Source organism: Streptomyces sp. NPDC047028, from assembly GCF_040644095.1.
Classification (GTDB): domain Bacteria; phylum Actinomycetota; class Actinomycetes; order Streptomycetales; family Streptomycetaceae; genus Streptomyces.
In genome coordinates, this window is the sequence record NZ_JBEYVS010000001.1 from 331,514 (window position 1) to 345,744 (window position 14,231).

The window sequence follows — 14,231 nt, forward strand, 5'->3', positions numbered from 1 at the left end:
GTCCGGCGTTCGAGGACGAGGCCGCAGGCCGAAGCGGGGGTCTGGGGGCGGCAGCCCCCAGGTCCGGCCACCACAGCCCACCGCACGTGTCAACGCACCCTCACCCCAGCTCCTCGGCCATGGCCGAGCGCAAGCGCAACGTGCTGACGAGCCGCTGGAACGCCTCCGCCCAGTACCCGCCCGCCCCCGGCGAGGCGTCCTCCCGTTCGTCGGGTATCGCCAGCAGCGCGTCCAGCCGTGACGCCTCCGCCGTGTCCAGGCAGCGCTCGGCCAGACCCATCACCCCGCTGAAGCTCCACGGGTAGCTGCCCGCGTCCCGGGCGATGTCGAGGGCGTCCACGACCGCCCGGCCCAGCGGCGGAGCCCACGGCACCGCACACACCCCGAGCAGCTGGAACGCCTCCGACAGGCCGTGCGTCGCGATGAATCCCGCCACCCACTCGGCCCGTTCGGCGGAGTCCAGCGTGGCGAGCAACTTGGCCCTCTCCGCCAGGGACACCGCGCCCGGTCCACCGGCCTCCGGAGCCGACGGCGACCCGAGCAGCGCCCGCGACCACCGCGCGTCCCGCTGCCGTACCGCCGCCCGGCACCAGGCCGCGTGCAGCTCGCCCTGCCAGTCGTCGGCGACCGGCAGGGCCACGATCTGCTCCGGTGTACGGCCGCCGAGCCGGTCCGGCCAGGCGCTGAGCGGGGCCGCTTCCACCAGCTGGCCCAGCCACCAGGACCGTTCCCCGCGTCCCGTGGGGGGCTTGGCCACGATGCCGTCCCGCTCCATGCCCGGGTCGCACTCGTGCGGCGCCTCGACGACGAGTCCGGGCCGCTCGCCGGTGCGGTCGACGGCGACACAGGCAGCGGCCCGCACCGCCATCCGCGCGGCGAGCGCCGAGTCCGGCAGGGCGGACAGCAGTTCGGCCGCCGTCGCCCGGACGTTCCGGCTGCGGTCGCTGAGGGCCTGTTCCAGGAACGGCTCGTCCTCGGCGGCCAGCCCCGTGCGCAGCGAATCGAGGAACATCAGCCGGTCCTCCGCCCGCTCCGTCGGCCAGGTCGACGTCAGCAACTCCCGCGCCGCGGAGGGTGTACGCGCCCGCAGTGCGGTGAGCAGCGTGACCCGCTCGGCGAACAGCCCCTCCTCCCACAGGCGCCGCACCTCCTCACCGTCCGCGGGATCGGGCAGGGCCGAGCCGCCGCCCGGCGCGGCCCGCAGCGCGAACCGCCAGTCCGGGTTCAGGTGGGCCAGCCACAACGCCCGCGGGCCCGCGAACGCCAGCGCCGCCGGGCGCAGGTCGGTTCGCCCGCGTGCGGCGTCGAGCAGTGCGGGCAGCGTCTGCGGAGGCGCCGCGTAGCCGCGTGCGTTGGCTGCCGCGAGCCACTGCGGCAACAGCTCCATGAGGTCCGGTGAACTGCCCCGGCGGCCGCCGCCCGCGCCCCCGGCCCGGTCGGCGAGCAACAGCGCCAGGCGTCGCGCGGCCGCGCCGGGCAGTGCCGGGCGCGGGTCCGCGGGCGCGGGTTCCGGGCGGCGCGCGGCCCGTCCGGCCCGCAGCCCGGCCCGCCGTCGTACGGTCGCCACGGCGGCGGCGTCCAGCAGTGCAACGGGCGCCGCCCGTCCGCCGCCGGCCCGCCCGGGCGGCCGCCGGTCGGTGCCGAGGAGCGCGCTGGTGACGAGGTCTTCCCAGGCGGCGGAGGCGAAAGCGGCCGGCGGGGCCGCCGCCGGAGCGTGTGGGTCATCCGGTGACATGCGAGGTTCCGGGGCGCCCGCCGGTGTCACGAGCGCCGGGTTCCGTACGACTGCCGAGGTGCCGCCCATGTGGTTCCCTTCTGTCGGATGTGGTCAAGCGGATGGGGTTCAGCGGAGGCGAACCGAACAGGGTGTGGTCCTCGGCCCCGGCGACAACGCCACGGAGTCCCGCTGAGGTCACGCCCTCAGCACAGCGTCACCGGTTCGCCGGGGCCCTCGGGCCAGGCCGTCAGTGGGGTGAAGCCGTGGTGGCCGCACTCTCCGAAGACCGTGACCGGGCCACCTCCGGACAGGGCGACCAGGCGCCACAGACCGGGGCGGCTGCGGGCGGCCGGGGTGAGCGGGAGCGCCGACTCGGTGGCGGGGTCGGCGAGTTGCCAGGTCTCGCCGTCCGGGGTCGGTATGACCGAGGCCAGGGTGACCGGCACCGACTCCAGCCACGGATCCCCGCCCAGCGCCTCGCCGTAGCGGGCCGCCGCCTCGGCCGGGCTCAGCCCCGGCGGGCGTACGGCAACCGGTGCGGGCGCGGCGAACCGCTCGCCCAGGGCCGCCCGGGACTGGCCGGCGCCGGGGAACACGGACAGCTCGGCTTCCAGGGCCAGGCCGACCGGCAGGGACAGTTCGGGTGCCCGGCCGGCCGCGCCGTAGGAGAGGAGCAGCCGAGTGTGACCGGACTCGGCGCCGAACAGCCAGATCCGGCGCGTCGTCAGTTTCGGGTCGGCCGTGTCGTACTGGGCGAGGACCAGCCAGCGGTCGCGCACCGGAGGGCCGTCGGCCTGGGCCGGTACGCCGACGCGGGAGCGGACCGTGGCCGCGAGGCCGGCCGGGAGCCGGTCGCGGCGCAGCCACCCCTGGTCGAGGAGGTGCACCAGCGCGCACTCCTCCAGCAGTCGCACCGGCCAGCCCGGCCCGGAGCCGGGTACGGACCCCAAGCCCCGTACTCGCGAGGCGAGTCCGGGCGCCTGCGCATCGACCATGCGGGCCGCCGTCTCCTCCCACAGCCCGTATCCGGCCTGCTCCGCCGCGGCCAGGCCGCCGCGCAGCAGGTCGGCCAGGCGCTGCTCCAGTTCGGTCGCCCCTGCCGTGACCCGCTCGGCCCGCCGCTCCGCCCGGCGCCGCGCCGCCTCGGGGCCAGCGGCCGGGAAACTTGTCTCGCTTACCCCCTGTGTGGCCTGTGCGCGCTCGCGTCTCCCCGTCAGCCACTGCTCGGCCCAGTCCGGCGCCTGCTCCGCCACCGGCACCGCCTCGGCGCCGCCCGCCCACAACAGCAGCAGCCCGAGCGCGTGCTTGCACGGGAACTTCCGGCTCGGGCAATTGCACTTGTACGCGGGCCCTGCGGCGTCCGCGAGGTCCACCACCGTCTGGTACGGCCTGCTGCCGCTGCCCTTGCACAGCCCCCACACCGTGCCCTCGCCGCTGCCGCCGGCCCCGGACCACGGCCCGGCGGCGCCCAGCTTGCTCCCCGCCCTGCGTGACGCGGCGTCAGGCGCCAGTGCCAGCACCTGCTCCGTGGTCCAGCGCACCCCGTGCTCAGTCATGCCAACGACGGTAGATCCCACCACTGACAATCACCCCGGCGCGCTCGTTTGTGCAGGTCAGAGCGATTGTCAGTGGCGTGGTGCACGGTGGACACCAGATCCGAACCGGCCGAGCTGGAGGGGGCCTCAGCCATGACTGTGTCCGTGGAACCGACGTCCGTAGACCCGAAGTCCGTCGACCTCGCGTCAGTCGACCCGAACTCCGTGTCCGGAGACCCGAACTCCGTGGAGCCGGCGTCCGGAGTGCCGGGTGGGTCCACGCTGCGGCCGCACGCCGAGCACGCCTTCGCCGCCGAACTCACCGCGCTGGCCGCCCAGGACGACCGCCCGCGCCCGGCCCGCTGGAAGCTGTCGCCCTGGGCGGTGGCGACCTACCTGCTCGGCGGCACCCTCCCGGACGGCACGGTGATCACACCGAAGTACGTGGGCCCGCGCCGCATCGTCGAGGTCGCGGTGACCACACTCGCCACCGACCGCGCCCTGCTCCTGCTCGGCGTCCCCGGCACCGCCAAGACATGGGTGTCGGAACACCTGGCGGCGGCCGTCAGCGGCGACTCCACGCTGCTCGTCCAGGGCACCGCCGGAACGCCGGAAGAGGCGATCCGCTACGGCTGGAACTACGCGCGGCTCCTCGCGCACGGACCCAGCCGCGACGCCCTCGTGCCCAGCCCTGTCATGCGCGCCATGGCCGAAGGCATGACCGCCCGCGTCGAGGAACTGACCCGCATCCCGGCCGACGTCCAGGACACGCTGATCACGATCCTGTCCGAGAAGACCCTGCCGATACCGGAACTGGGCCAGGAGGTGCAGGCGGTCCGCGGCTTCAACCTCATCGCCACCGCCAACGACCGCGACCGCGGCGTCAACGACCTCTCCAGCGCCCTGCGCCGCCGCTTCAACACCGTCGTGCTGCCCCTGCCGGAGAGCGCCGACGCCGAGGTCGACATCGTCACCCGGCGTGTCGACCAGATCGGCCGCTCCCTCGACCTGCCCGCCGCACCCGACGGCATCGAGGAGATCCAGCGCGTGGTGACCGTCTTCCGCGAACTGCGCGACGGCGTCACCGCCGACGGCCGTACGAAGCTGAAGTCGCCCAGCGGCACGCTCTCCACCGCGGAGGCGATCTCCGTGGTCACCAACGGCCTTGCCCTGGCCGCCCACTTCGGCGACGGCGTGATGCGCCCGGGGGACGTCGCCGCCGGCATCCTCGGCGCCGTGGTCCGCGACCCGGCGGCCGACCGGGTGATCTGGCAGGAGTACCTGGAGACGGTCGTCCGCGAGCGCGACGGCTGGAAGGACTTCTACCGAGCCTGCCGGGAGGTGAGCGTATGACCGACGACTCCGTCCGGCCAGGGGCGTTCGACGCGGGGCCGCTGCTCCTCGGCGTACGGCACCATGGGCCCGGCTCGGCCCGCGCGGTGCGGGCCGCCCTGGACGCCGCCCGGCCCGGCGTCGTCCTGATCGAGGGGCCGCCCGAGGCCGACGCGCTCGTCCCGCTGGCGGCCGACCCCGGCATGCGGCCCCCGGTGGCGCTGCTCGCCCACGCGGTGGACGAGCCCGGCCGCTCGGCCTTCTGGCCGTTCGCCGAGTTCAGCCCCGAGTGGGTGGCGATCCGCTGGGCCCTGGAACACCGGGTCCCGGCCCGCTTCGTCGACCTCCCGGCCGCACACACCCTGGCCTGGGAGGGGCCGGGCGAGGAGCCGGCGGAGGGGGCCGAGGACCAGGTCCGGATCGACCCCTTGGCCGTACTGGCCGAGACCGCCGGGTACGACGATCCCGAGCGGTGGTGGGAGGACGCCGTCGAGCACCGGGGGGCCGGGAAGGGAGACCCGTTCGCACCGTTCGCCGCTCTGGCGGAGGCCATGGCCGCGCTGCGGGAGCGGTACGGCGTCGGGGGGCGCCCTCGGGACCTGGCGCGTGAGGCGCAGATGCGGCTCCAGGTGCGCGCGGCCCGGCGGGACTGCGGGGACGCGGTGGCCGTGGTCTGCGGTGCCTGGCACGTGCCGGCCCTGCGGCAGAAGACCACCCTCGCCGCCGACCGCGCCCTGCTGAAGGGCCTGCCCAAGGTCAAGGCGGACCTGACGTGGGTGCCGTGGACGCACCGCAGGCTGGCCCGCACGAGCGGGTACGGCGCCGGGATCGAGTCGCCCGGCTGGTACGGGCATCTGTTCCGGTCGCCGGACCGGCCCGTCGCCCGGTGGCTGACGAACGTGGGGGGCCTGCTGCGCGAGGAGGGGCGCATCGTGTCCTCCGCGCATGTCATCGAGGCGGTCCGGCTCGCCGAGACCCTGGCCGCGATGCGCGGGCGCCCGGTGCCGGGCCTGGGGGAGACCACGGACGCCGTGCGTGCGGTGATGTGCGACGGCTCGGACGTGCCGCTGGCGCTGGTGCACGACCGGCTCGTGGTGGGTGACGTGCTGGGCGAGGTCCCGGAGGCCTCGCCGGCGGTGCCGCTGCAGCGCGACTTGGCCCGGGAGCAGCGCCGGCTGCGGCTCAAGCCGGAGGCGCTGGAGCGGGAGCTGGAACTCGACCTGCGCAAGGACACCGACGCCGGCCGGAGCGGACTCCTGCACCGGCTGCGGCTGCTCGGCGTCGGCTGGGGGGAGCCGGCCGAGTCGCGGGGGAGTACGGGCACCTTCCGGGAGACCTGGCGGCTGCGCTGGGAGCCCGAGCTGTCGGTGCGGGTCGCCGAGGCGGGGGTGTGGGGGACGACCGTGCTGGCCGCGGCCACCGCCCGGGCCGAGGCGGACGCGACGGCGGCGAAGACCCTCGCCGACGTCACCGCGCTCGCCGAGCACTGCCTGCTCGCCGGGCTGCCGGAGGCGCTGCCCGTGGTCCTCCAGGCGCTCGCGGACCGGGCGGCACTGGACGCGGACGTCGGCCGGCTCGCCCAGGCCCTGCCCGCCCTGGTCCGCTCCCTGCGGTACGGCGACGTACGCGGCACCGACACCCACGCCCTCGCCGACCTCGCGGCGGGCCTCGCCGAGCGCGTCTTCGTCGGCCTCCCGCCGGCCTGCGCCACGCTGGACGTGGACGCGGCGGAGGAGATGCGCGGCCATGTGGACGCGGTTCACACGGCGGTGGGGCTCCTGTCGGAGACCGGCCCCCACGGAGACGGAGACGGCCGGGCGGACTCCGATCGTTCCGACGACTCGGGCCGTTCCGACGACTCCGGCCGCTACGAGGGCTCCGCCGGCTCCGTCGGCCCTCCGGGCCTGCGTGGTCGCTGGCGTGCGGTGCTGCGCAACCTGACGCTGAGGGACACCGTGCCGGGGGGGCTCCGGGGCCGGGCCGTGCGCCTGCTGCTGGACGAGGGCGAACTCGGGCCCGACGAGGCCGCACGACTGATGGGCCTGGTCCTGTCCCGGGGGACACCGCCGGCCGACGGGGCCGCCTGGATCGAGGGCTTCGTCGGCGGCGGGGGCGGCATGCTCCTCGTCCACGACCAGCGACTGCTCGGCCTGGTCGACACCTGGCTGACGGGCGTGCCGGTGGAGGCGTTCACGGACGTACTGCCGCTGCTCAGGCGCACCTTCTCGGCGTACGAGCCGGGCGTGCGCAGAACCCTCGGCGAACTGGTCCGGCGCGGTCCGGGGGAGCGGCCGGGCGGGGCGGCCACCAACTCCCCGCCCCCCGGTTTCGCCCCCGACCCGGACGCCGGTCGCGCCGACGCCGTACTGCCCGTCCTACGGCTGCTGCTGGGGCTCGACGACGCGGACGAGAACGCGGACGAGGACGAGGACGAGGACGCAGGCCAGGACCTGGTGGGAGTGACGCCATGACAACGGACACGCTGACGGCTCAGAGGGAGAGGGCGCGGGAGGGGGGCGCCGGGCCGGCGCCGGGGCTCTGGACGGAAGGCCGCCGGACGACCGTTCCGGTGATCCCCCTCTGGGAGCGCCGGGAGCGGCGCGAGCTGCCGTGCGAGGAGGCACGCGGATGACGACCGACGCAGCCGTGGGAACCGAGGCAACCTCCGGAACCACCGGAACCGCCCCCACCCAGGCGACCGACCCCGCGCGGGAGCGGCTCAGGCGCTGGCGGCTCGTGCTCGGCGGGGACCAGGCCGACGGCACCGGATGCGCGCTGTCCGGGCGGGACGCCGCGATGGACGCCACCCTCGCCGCGCTCTACGGCAAGGGCGGCGACCGATCGCAGCCGGGGCGCGACCGGTCGGCGGGACTCGGCGCGTCGGCACCCTCCGTGGCCCGCTGGCTCGGCGACATCCGCACCTACTTCCCCTCCTCCGTCGTCCAGGTCATGCAGCGGGACGCCATCGACCGGCTGGGGCTCGCCTCCCTCCTGCTGGAGCCGGAGATGCTGGAGGCCGTGGAGGCCGACGTTCACCTGGTGGGCACGCTGCTGTCGCTGAACAAGGCGATGCCGGAGACGACCAAGGAGACGGCGCGGGCCGTCGTCCGCAAGGTGGTCGAGGACCTGGAGAAGCGGCTCGCCACCCGCACCCGGGCCACCCTCACCGGCGCCCTCGACCGCAGCGCGCGGGTCAGCCGGCCGCGCCACCACGACATCGACTGGAACCGCACGATCGCGGCCAACCTCAAGCACTACCTGCCCGAGTACCGCACGATCGTGCCGGAACGGCTCGTCGGGTACGGGCGGGCGGCGCAGTCCGTGAAGAAGGAGGTCGTCCTCTGCATCGACCAGTCGGGGTCGATGGCGGCGTCCGTGGTCTACGCGTCCGTGTTCGGGGCGGTGCTCGCCTCCATGCGGTCGATCGACACCCGGCTGGTCGTCTTCGACACGGCGGTCGTGGACCTCACCGACCAGCTGGACGACCCCGTCGACGTCCTGTTCGGCACCCAGCTCGGCGGTGGCACCGACATCAACCGGGCCCTCACCTACTGCCAGGCGCACATCAGCCGGCCCGCCGAGACGGTGGTCGTGCTGATCAGCGACCTGTACGAGGGCGGCATACGCGACGAGATGCTCAAGCGGGTCGCGGCCATGAAGGCGTCCGGGGTGCAGTTCGTGGCGCTCCTCGCGCTCTCGGACGAGGGCGCGCCCGCCTACGACCGGGAGCACGCGGCGGCGCTCGCCGCGCTCGGGGCGCCGGCCTTCGCCTGCACGCCGGACCTGTTCCCGGAGGTGATGGCGGCGGCGATCGGGAAGCGGCCGCTGCCGATACCGGACACGGCGTGACGCCGGACCGGGCACGTTGTGAGCCGTCAGACCACGAAATGCCGCCGGACCACGAAATGGCGCCGGAAAGAGGCTGCAAAAGGGACATGACTACCCATCGGTAACACGGGGCTTGCGCTACCGCGGGCGGGCCGTGCGAGGATCCTGCTCTCCCTCGGTCGGCGCGCAGGCGGTGACCCGCGGCCCTGCCCCTGTCCGCCCTGCCCGCCCCTGCCCCCGCCCTGCGCGCAAGGCCGCCGGCCGCGACCGGCTCCGCGGAGTGGACGGACCCGGACGGCCGAACGCCGTCGGCCGGTCCGGCTGTGACCCGCGGCACGGGCGGGTAGTCCCCATTGGGGTGGGGATCAACCGCCCAGGCCCCTCGCAGGGGCCGCACAGGGCCTCACCGGGTCAACCCCAGCCCGGTGAGGCCTCGCACACCGGCCGCAGCCCGCCCATACCCCGGCACGCGGTGCCACCTCGCACCCCGAATTCGGGCATCATGTGACAGGTATCACCGCTCAGGTGTGACCCTCGATTTAGGGAGCCCCCGCGAGCGGCGATAACCTGCGAGACGGACATGCCGCGCGCTCGGACACCGTGTGCGCCTCCCTTGTGACACACAGCGGTCGTCACGTTGCCCTTCGCGGCACGCCCACGCATCCAACGAACCGCGAGATCACTGATAGGGACGGAAGCGCGTGGACCTGTTCGAGTACCAGGCGAGGGACCTCTTCGCCAAGCACGATGTACCGGTGCTGGCCGGTGAAGTCATCGACACGCCTGAGGCGGCCCGCGCAGCCACCGAGCGCCTCGGTGGCAAGTCCGTCGTCAAGGCCCAGGTGAAGGTCGGCGGGCGTGGCAAGGCCGGTGGCGTGAAGCTCGCCGCCACCCCGGACGAGGCCGTCGCCCGCGCGACGGACATCCTCGGCATGGACATCAAGGGCCACACGGTCCACAAGGTGATGATCGCCGAGACCGCTCCGGAGATCCTGGAGGAGTACTACGTCTCCTTCCTCCTCGACCGTGCCAACCGCACCTTCCTCTCCATCGCGTCCGTCGAGGGCGGCATGGAGATCGAGGAGGTGGCGGCCACCCGTCCGGAGGCCGTCGCCAAGACCCCGATCGACGCGATCGACGGTGTGACGCCTCAGAAGGCGCGCGAGATCGTCGAGGCGGCGAAGTTCCCGGCCGAGGTCGCCGACAAGGTCGTGAACGTCCTGGTCAAGCTGTGGGACACCTTCATCAAGGAGGACGCCCTCCTGGTCGAGGTCAACCCGCTGGCCAAGGTCGCCTCCGGTGACGTCCTCGCCCTCGACGGCAAGGTGTCGCTGGACGACAACGCCGAGTTCCGCCACCCGGACTTCGAGGAGCTCCACGACAAGGCCGCGGCCAACCCGCTCGAGGCCGCCGCCAAGGAGAAGAACCTCAACTACGTCAAGCTCGACGGCCAGGTCGGCATCATCGGCAACGGCGCGGGCCTGGTCATGTCGACCCTGGACGTCGTCGCGTACGCCGGTGAGAACCACGGTGGCGTCAAGCCCGCCAACTTCCTGGACATCGGCGGTGGCGCCTCCGCCCAGGTCATGGCGAACGGCCTGGAGATCATCCTCGGCGACCCGGACGTCAAGTCCGTCTTCGTCAACGTCTTCGGTGGCATCACCGCCTGCGACGAGGTCGCCAACGGCATCGTGCAGGCCCTGAAGCTCCTGGAAGACCGCGGCGAGAACGTCACCAAGCCGCTCGTCGTCCGTCTCGACGGCAACAACGCCGAGCTGGGCCGGAAGATCCTCACCGACGCCAACCACCCGCTGGTGCAGCGCGTCGACACCATGGACGGCGCGGCCGACAAGGCCGCCGAGCTGGCCCACGCCGCCAAGTAAGCACTCAGGACGAGGACAGAACACACCATGGCTATCTGGCTCAACAAGGACAGCAAGGTCATCGTCCAGGGCATGACCGGCGCCACCGGCATGAAGCACACCAAGCTCATGCTGGGTGACGGCACCAACGTCGTGGGCGGCGTGAACCCGCGCAAGGCGGGTCAGACCGTGGACTTCGACGGCACCGAGGTACCGGTCTTCGGCACCGTCAAGGAGGCCATCGAGAAGACCGGCGCGAACGTCTCCGTCATCTTCGTGCCGGAGAAGTTCACCAAGGACGCGGTCGTCGAGGCCATCGACGCCGAGATCCCGCTGGCCGTCGTGATCACCGAGGGCATCGCCGTGCACGACTCGGCGTCGTTCTGGGCGTACGCCGGCAAGAAGGGCGACAAGACCCGGATCATCGGCCCGAACTGCCCCGGCATCATCACGCCGGGCCAGTCGAACGTCGGCATCATCCCGGGCGACATCACCAAGCCGGGCCGCATCGGTCTGGTCTCGAAGTCCGGCACGCTGACGTACCAGATGATGTACGAGCTGCGTGACATCGGCTTCTCGACGGCCGTCGGCATCGGTGGCGACCCGATCATCGGTACGACGCACATCGACGCGCTCGCCGCGTTCGAGGCCGACGCCGACACCGACCTGATCGTGATGATCGGTGAGATCGGTGGCGACGCCGAGGAGCGGGCCGCGGACTTCATCGCGAAGAACGTGACCAAGCCGGTCGTCGGCTACGTCGCGGGCTTCACCGCGCCCGAGGGCAAGACCATGGGCCACGCCGGCGCCATCGTCTCCGGTTCCTCCGGTACGGCCCAGGCCAAGAAGGAGGCCCTGGAGGCCGCGGGCGTCAAGGTCGGCAAGACCCCGACCGAGACGGCGAAGCTCGCCCGCGAGATCCTGGCCGGCTGAGCGCAGCGTTTTCGCTGACCGCATGTGGGTCCGCCCCGTCACTCGGGGCGGGCCCACCGTGTTTTCGCTCACCGGCGCTTGCCGGGTGGCGCTGCGCCCACCCGTGCCGCCCCTAGCGGCACGCATGCCCGCAGCGATGACGTGCCCCGTAAGGGGCGCGGGGAACTGCGCGACAAGCTACGACGGTCCGCAGGCGGGGGCGGACCGGGCCCCGCACGGCGGGGTGCTGGAAGGCGCGCTCACCAGGCCGTCGGCGACAGGCGTTCCGGGCCGCTCGCCTCGGCGGCCCGGAGCTTGGCCCGCAGGGCCTGTTCCTCTCGGGACAGGGGGCCCAGGGCGGCCGGCGGCGGCACGCCCTGCACCGCCTCGGCCGGCCCGATCGGCGCCGAGTAGTGCGTCGGCGCCGTCCGCAGCGTCAGCGCCGTCGCCCCGATGATCGCGACGGTGAACGCGATGGCCGCCCGAGTCCAGAAGATGCTGCGCCGCTCCCCACCGGTCCGCACCACCGGCGGCTTCGCCGCATGCAACCGCTCCGTGGACGCCAGTTCCAGCAGCTGCGCGTGCAGCGCCGCCGGATCGGCCAGTTCCGGCAGCCGCGCGGCCAGCGCGTCACGCGCATGGGTTAGCCGCCGCGCCGCCGCCGGAGTGCTCGCCTCCGTCTCCGCCGCCGTCTCGGGCAGGTCGAGCCCGACACCGTCGTAGAGAACGAGCGTGCGCCGGTACGACGGAGGCAGCGTCAGCAGGACGCTCAGCAGCGCCCGGTGGCCCGCGTCGGCCGGCGGCGGCTCCGGATGCCGGTAGCGCGGCCGGAACCGGTGCCAGGGGGAGAGCGCGCAGTCGTACGCAGCCGCCCGGACCCACCCCGCCGGGTCCCGGTCCCGGGCCACCTCCGGCCAGCGCTGCCACGCGAGTTGGAACGCCCGCTCCACGGCCTCCCGGGCCAGCTCGCGGCGCCCGCAGAGCAGATAGGTCTGGCGTACGAGGGCGGGCGCGCAGAAGGCGTAGAGCGCGTCGAAGGCCTGAGCGGGCGTCAGGGAGGACGGCGACGGCGGCTCTTGCTTCCCCGGGCCGACTGACGCGCCGACGGCCGAGGCGACTGTCTCCGGTACCTGCGTCACAGTTCACCCCTCTGTACGAAAAAGAACATAAACGTATATTGAGCGACACTTCCGGGGTTCGCCTGTTACGACGGGAAAGCGCGTGTCGTTGGGAGCATGGCCGCGTGACCCAGATGACCGCCCGCCGACCGTCGTCGTCGCCCCTGCTCGCCCGGCTGCGCGACCGCTCACCCGGGCTCGGCGCGAGCCTCCTGAGCGGCGTCCTGGCCGCCGGCCTCGGGCTCGCCGCACTCGCCGTACTCGTGCTGGGCCTGTGGATCAGCTCGCCGTACCCCGACAGCGGACCGGCCGGCGCCCTGCACATCGCCGCCGCGCTGTGGCTGCTGGGGCACGGCGCCGGACTGGTCCGCACCGAGACGCTGTCCGGCGCGCCCATGCCGGTCCACGTGACGCCCCTGCTGCTGCTCGCCCTCCCCGTCTGGCTGCTGTACCGGGCGGCCCGCGACGCGACCGACGCCTCCGCCGAACCCGACGGCCCCCCGCCGGTACGGGCCCGAACGGCCTGGACGGGCGTCGTCCTCGGCTACCTCGCCGTCGGCACCGCCGCCGCGCTCTACTGCTCCGGCGGTGAACTCCGCCCCGAATGGACCACCGTGGCCCTGTGCCTGCCGCTCGTCACGGCCTGCTCGGCCGCCGCCGGGGTCTGGTCGGGCTACGGCAGTCCGCGCGACCCCCTGGTCCGCGCGGTCCCGAAGCGGCTGCGGCGACTGAGCGGAACGGACGCACGCGCCCGGCTGGGTACGGCCGTACGCGCCGCCGGTGCCGGTACGGCCGTGCTCCTCGGCGGCGGCGCGCTGCTCCTGGCGGTCTCCCTGGTGTGGCATGGGGACTCGGCGCGGACGTCCTTCCTGCAGCTGACGGAGGGCTGGAGCGGCCGGTTCGCCGTGCTGCTCCTCGGCATCGCGCTGATCCCGAACGCGGCTCTGTGGTCGGCCTCCTACGCCCTCGGCCCCGGCTTCACTCTCGGCGCCGGCCACGCCGTCAACGCCTTCGCCTCCGACCCCGCCCCGCTGCTGCCCCCCTTCCCCCTCCTGGCGGCGGTCCCGGACCCGGGCCCCGGCACCCCGCTCAACTGGGCCGCCGGTGCGGTTCCGGTGGCGGCCGGGGCAACGGTGGGCTGGTTCGTGGCGCGGGCGGCGGTACGGCGCCGGCAGCGCGACAAGCGGGGTGAAGGACCCGAGCAGCGGAAGCCCGTGGTGCCCGTGGTGCGCTGGTCGGTGGGCCGGACGGCGGGAGTCGTCGTACTGGCGGCGGCGGTCCTCGCCCTGCTCCTCGCCGTACTCGCCGGCGCGGCGGCCGGGGCCCTGGGAGTCGCGGCACTGGCGCACTTCGGCCCGGTGTGGTGGCAGACCGGCGGGGCGGCGTTCGTGTGGACGGTGGTCGTCGCGCTGCCCGTCGCCGTGTGCGTCCGGGCCTGGCGACTGCGCGGCCGGCGCAAGGCGGCCCGCGCCATCCCGCCCCAGGCGGCCGGCGCACCGGACACGGGGAAGAAGGCCGACGAGAAGCCGGAGCCGGAGTCAGGGGTGTCGGAGCCGACCTCGGTCAGTCGATGGTGGAAGCCATGGACGCGCAGGGCGAAGGACAAGGTCGAGGACAAGGCCGATCAGCCGAACCCCCCGACACCCGTCTCACCCGCGAAGGCGGTGACAAGCGAACCCGCCCCGACGAGTGGCCCACGCCCCGAGGACGAGCTGTACGACTTCCTCCCCGCGGACCCCGAATCCACCCTCCCCTGGCACGACGACCTCTCCAGAGAATCTCGCTGGGCAGCCCTGAAAGAAGCCTCGAAGGACCCAGAGGACCCCGCGACCTGAGCCGCACGGCGAGCCCGCCGCCCCCCCCGCTGTGGGCAGGTGTTCCGCAGGGCGGAACGGGTGGGCACAGCGACCGACACCGGGTGCCCACC

At 74.0% G+C, this 14,231-nt stretch carries 9 protein-coding genes; 6 read left to right on the forward strand and 3 right to left on the reverse strand.

Translation table 11 applies throughout. From position 1 onward, the window contains the following. Positions 1-100: 100 nt before the first annotated feature. Both ABZ854_RS01555 and ABZ854_RS01560 read right to left on the reverse strand, forming a co-directional pair. On the reverse strand, positions 101-1,735 hold the full coding sequence (locus ABZ854_RS01555; RefSeq protein ID WP_361202501.1) for a DUF5691 domain-containing protein: 1,635 nt from the start codon (positions 1,733-1,735) through the stop codon (positions 101-103). A gap of 185 nt (positions 1,736-1,920) precedes the next feature. Next, complete coding sequence (locus tag ABZ854_RS01560; RefSeq protein WP_361202503.1) at positions 1,921-3,273, reverse strand: SWIM zinc finger family protein; 1,353 nt, start codon at positions 3,271-3,273, stop codon at positions 1,921-1,923. Between the two features lie 132 nt (positions 3,274-3,405). On the opposite strand from ABZ854_RS01560, the gene ABZ854_RS01565 reads away from it, so the two are divergent. The 5 genes from ABZ854_RS01565 (at position 3,406) to sucD (ending at position 11,207) form a co-directional block, all read left to right on the forward strand. After that, a complete protein-coding gene (locus ABZ854_RS01565) occupies positions 3,406-4,605 on the forward strand; it encodes an AAA family ATPase (RefSeq protein WP_361202505.1) in 1,200 nt (399 codons plus the stop codon). After that, positions 4,602-7,055 (forward strand): DUF5682 family protein, encoded by a 2,454-nt coding sequence (locus ABZ854_RS01570; protein ID WP_361202507.1) that lies wholly within the window; start codon positions 4,602-4,604, stop codon positions 7,053-7,055. The genes ABZ854_RS01565 and ABZ854_RS01570 overlap by 4 nt, the downstream gene beginning before the upstream one ends. Before the next feature lie 157 nt (positions 7,056-7,212). Beyond that, positions 7,213-8,433, forward strand: coding sequence for a VWA domain-containing protein (locus ABZ854_RS01575; RefSeq protein WP_361202509.1), 1,221 nt, complete (start codon positions 7,213-7,215; stop codon positions 8,431-8,433). Positions 8,434-9,113: 680 nt separating this feature from the next. Beyond that, positions 9,114-10,295, forward strand: coding sequence for an ADP-forming succinate--CoA ligase subunit beta (gene sucC, locus ABZ854_RS01580; protein WP_129307312.1), 1,182 nt, complete (start codon positions 9,114-9,116; stop codon positions 10,293-10,295). Positions 10,296-10,322: 27 nt separating this feature from the next. Then, complete coding sequence (gene sucD / locus ABZ854_RS01585) at positions 10,323-11,207, forward strand: succinate--CoA ligase subunit alpha (RefSeq protein WP_361202511.1); 885 nt, start codon at positions 10,323-10,325, stop codon at positions 11,205-11,207. Positions 11,208-11,446: 239 nt separating this feature from the next. Here the strand turns inward: sucD and ABZ854_RS01590 are convergent, their stop codons facing one another. Further along, on the reverse strand, positions 11,447-12,325 hold the full coding sequence (locus tag ABZ854_RS01590) for a sigma factor-like helix-turn-helix DNA-binding protein (RefSeq protein WP_361202513.1): 879 nt from the start codon (positions 12,323-12,325) through the stop codon (positions 11,447-11,449). A gap of 113 nt (positions 12,326-12,438) precedes the next feature. On the opposite strand from ABZ854_RS01590, the gene ABZ854_RS01595 reads away from it, so the two are divergent. Further along, positions 12,439-14,139, forward strand: coding sequence for a DUF6350 family protein (locus tag ABZ854_RS01595; RefSeq protein ID WP_361202795.1), 1,701 nt, complete (start codon positions 12,439-12,441; stop codon positions 14,137-14,139). Positions 14,140-14,231 lie beyond the last annotated feature (92 nt).

Excerpts from the sequence above, each read along its gene's own strand:
- ABZ854_RS01555 (WP_361202501.1), bottom strand. The coding sequence starts at position 1,735 with ATGTCACCGGATGACCCACACGCTCCGGCGGCGGCCCCGCCGGCCGCT.
- ABZ854_RS01560 (WP_361202503.1), bottom strand. The coding sequence starts at position 3,273 with ATGACTGAGCACGGGGTGCGCTGGACCACGGAGCAGGTGCTGGCACTG.
- ABZ854_RS01565 (WP_361202505.1), top strand. The coding sequence starts at position 3,406 with ATGACTGTGTCCGTGGAACCGACGTCCGTAGACCCGAAGTCCGTCGAC.
- ABZ854_RS01570 (WP_361202507.1), top strand. The coding sequence starts at position 4,602 with ATGACCGACGACTCCGTCCGGCCAGGGGCGTTCGACGCGGGGCCGCTG.
- ABZ854_RS01575 (WP_361202509.1), top strand. The coding sequence starts at position 7,213 with ATGACGACCGACGCAGCCGTGGGAACCGAGGCAACCTCCGGAACCACC.
- sucD (WP_361202511.1), top strand. The coding sequence starts at position 10,323 with ATGGCTATCTGGCTCAACAAGGACAGCAAGGTCATCGTCCAGGGCATG.
- ABZ854_RS01595 (WP_361202795.1), top strand. The coding sequence starts at position 12,439 with ATGACCGCCCGCCGACCGTCGTCGTCGCCCCTGCTCGCCCGGCTGCGC.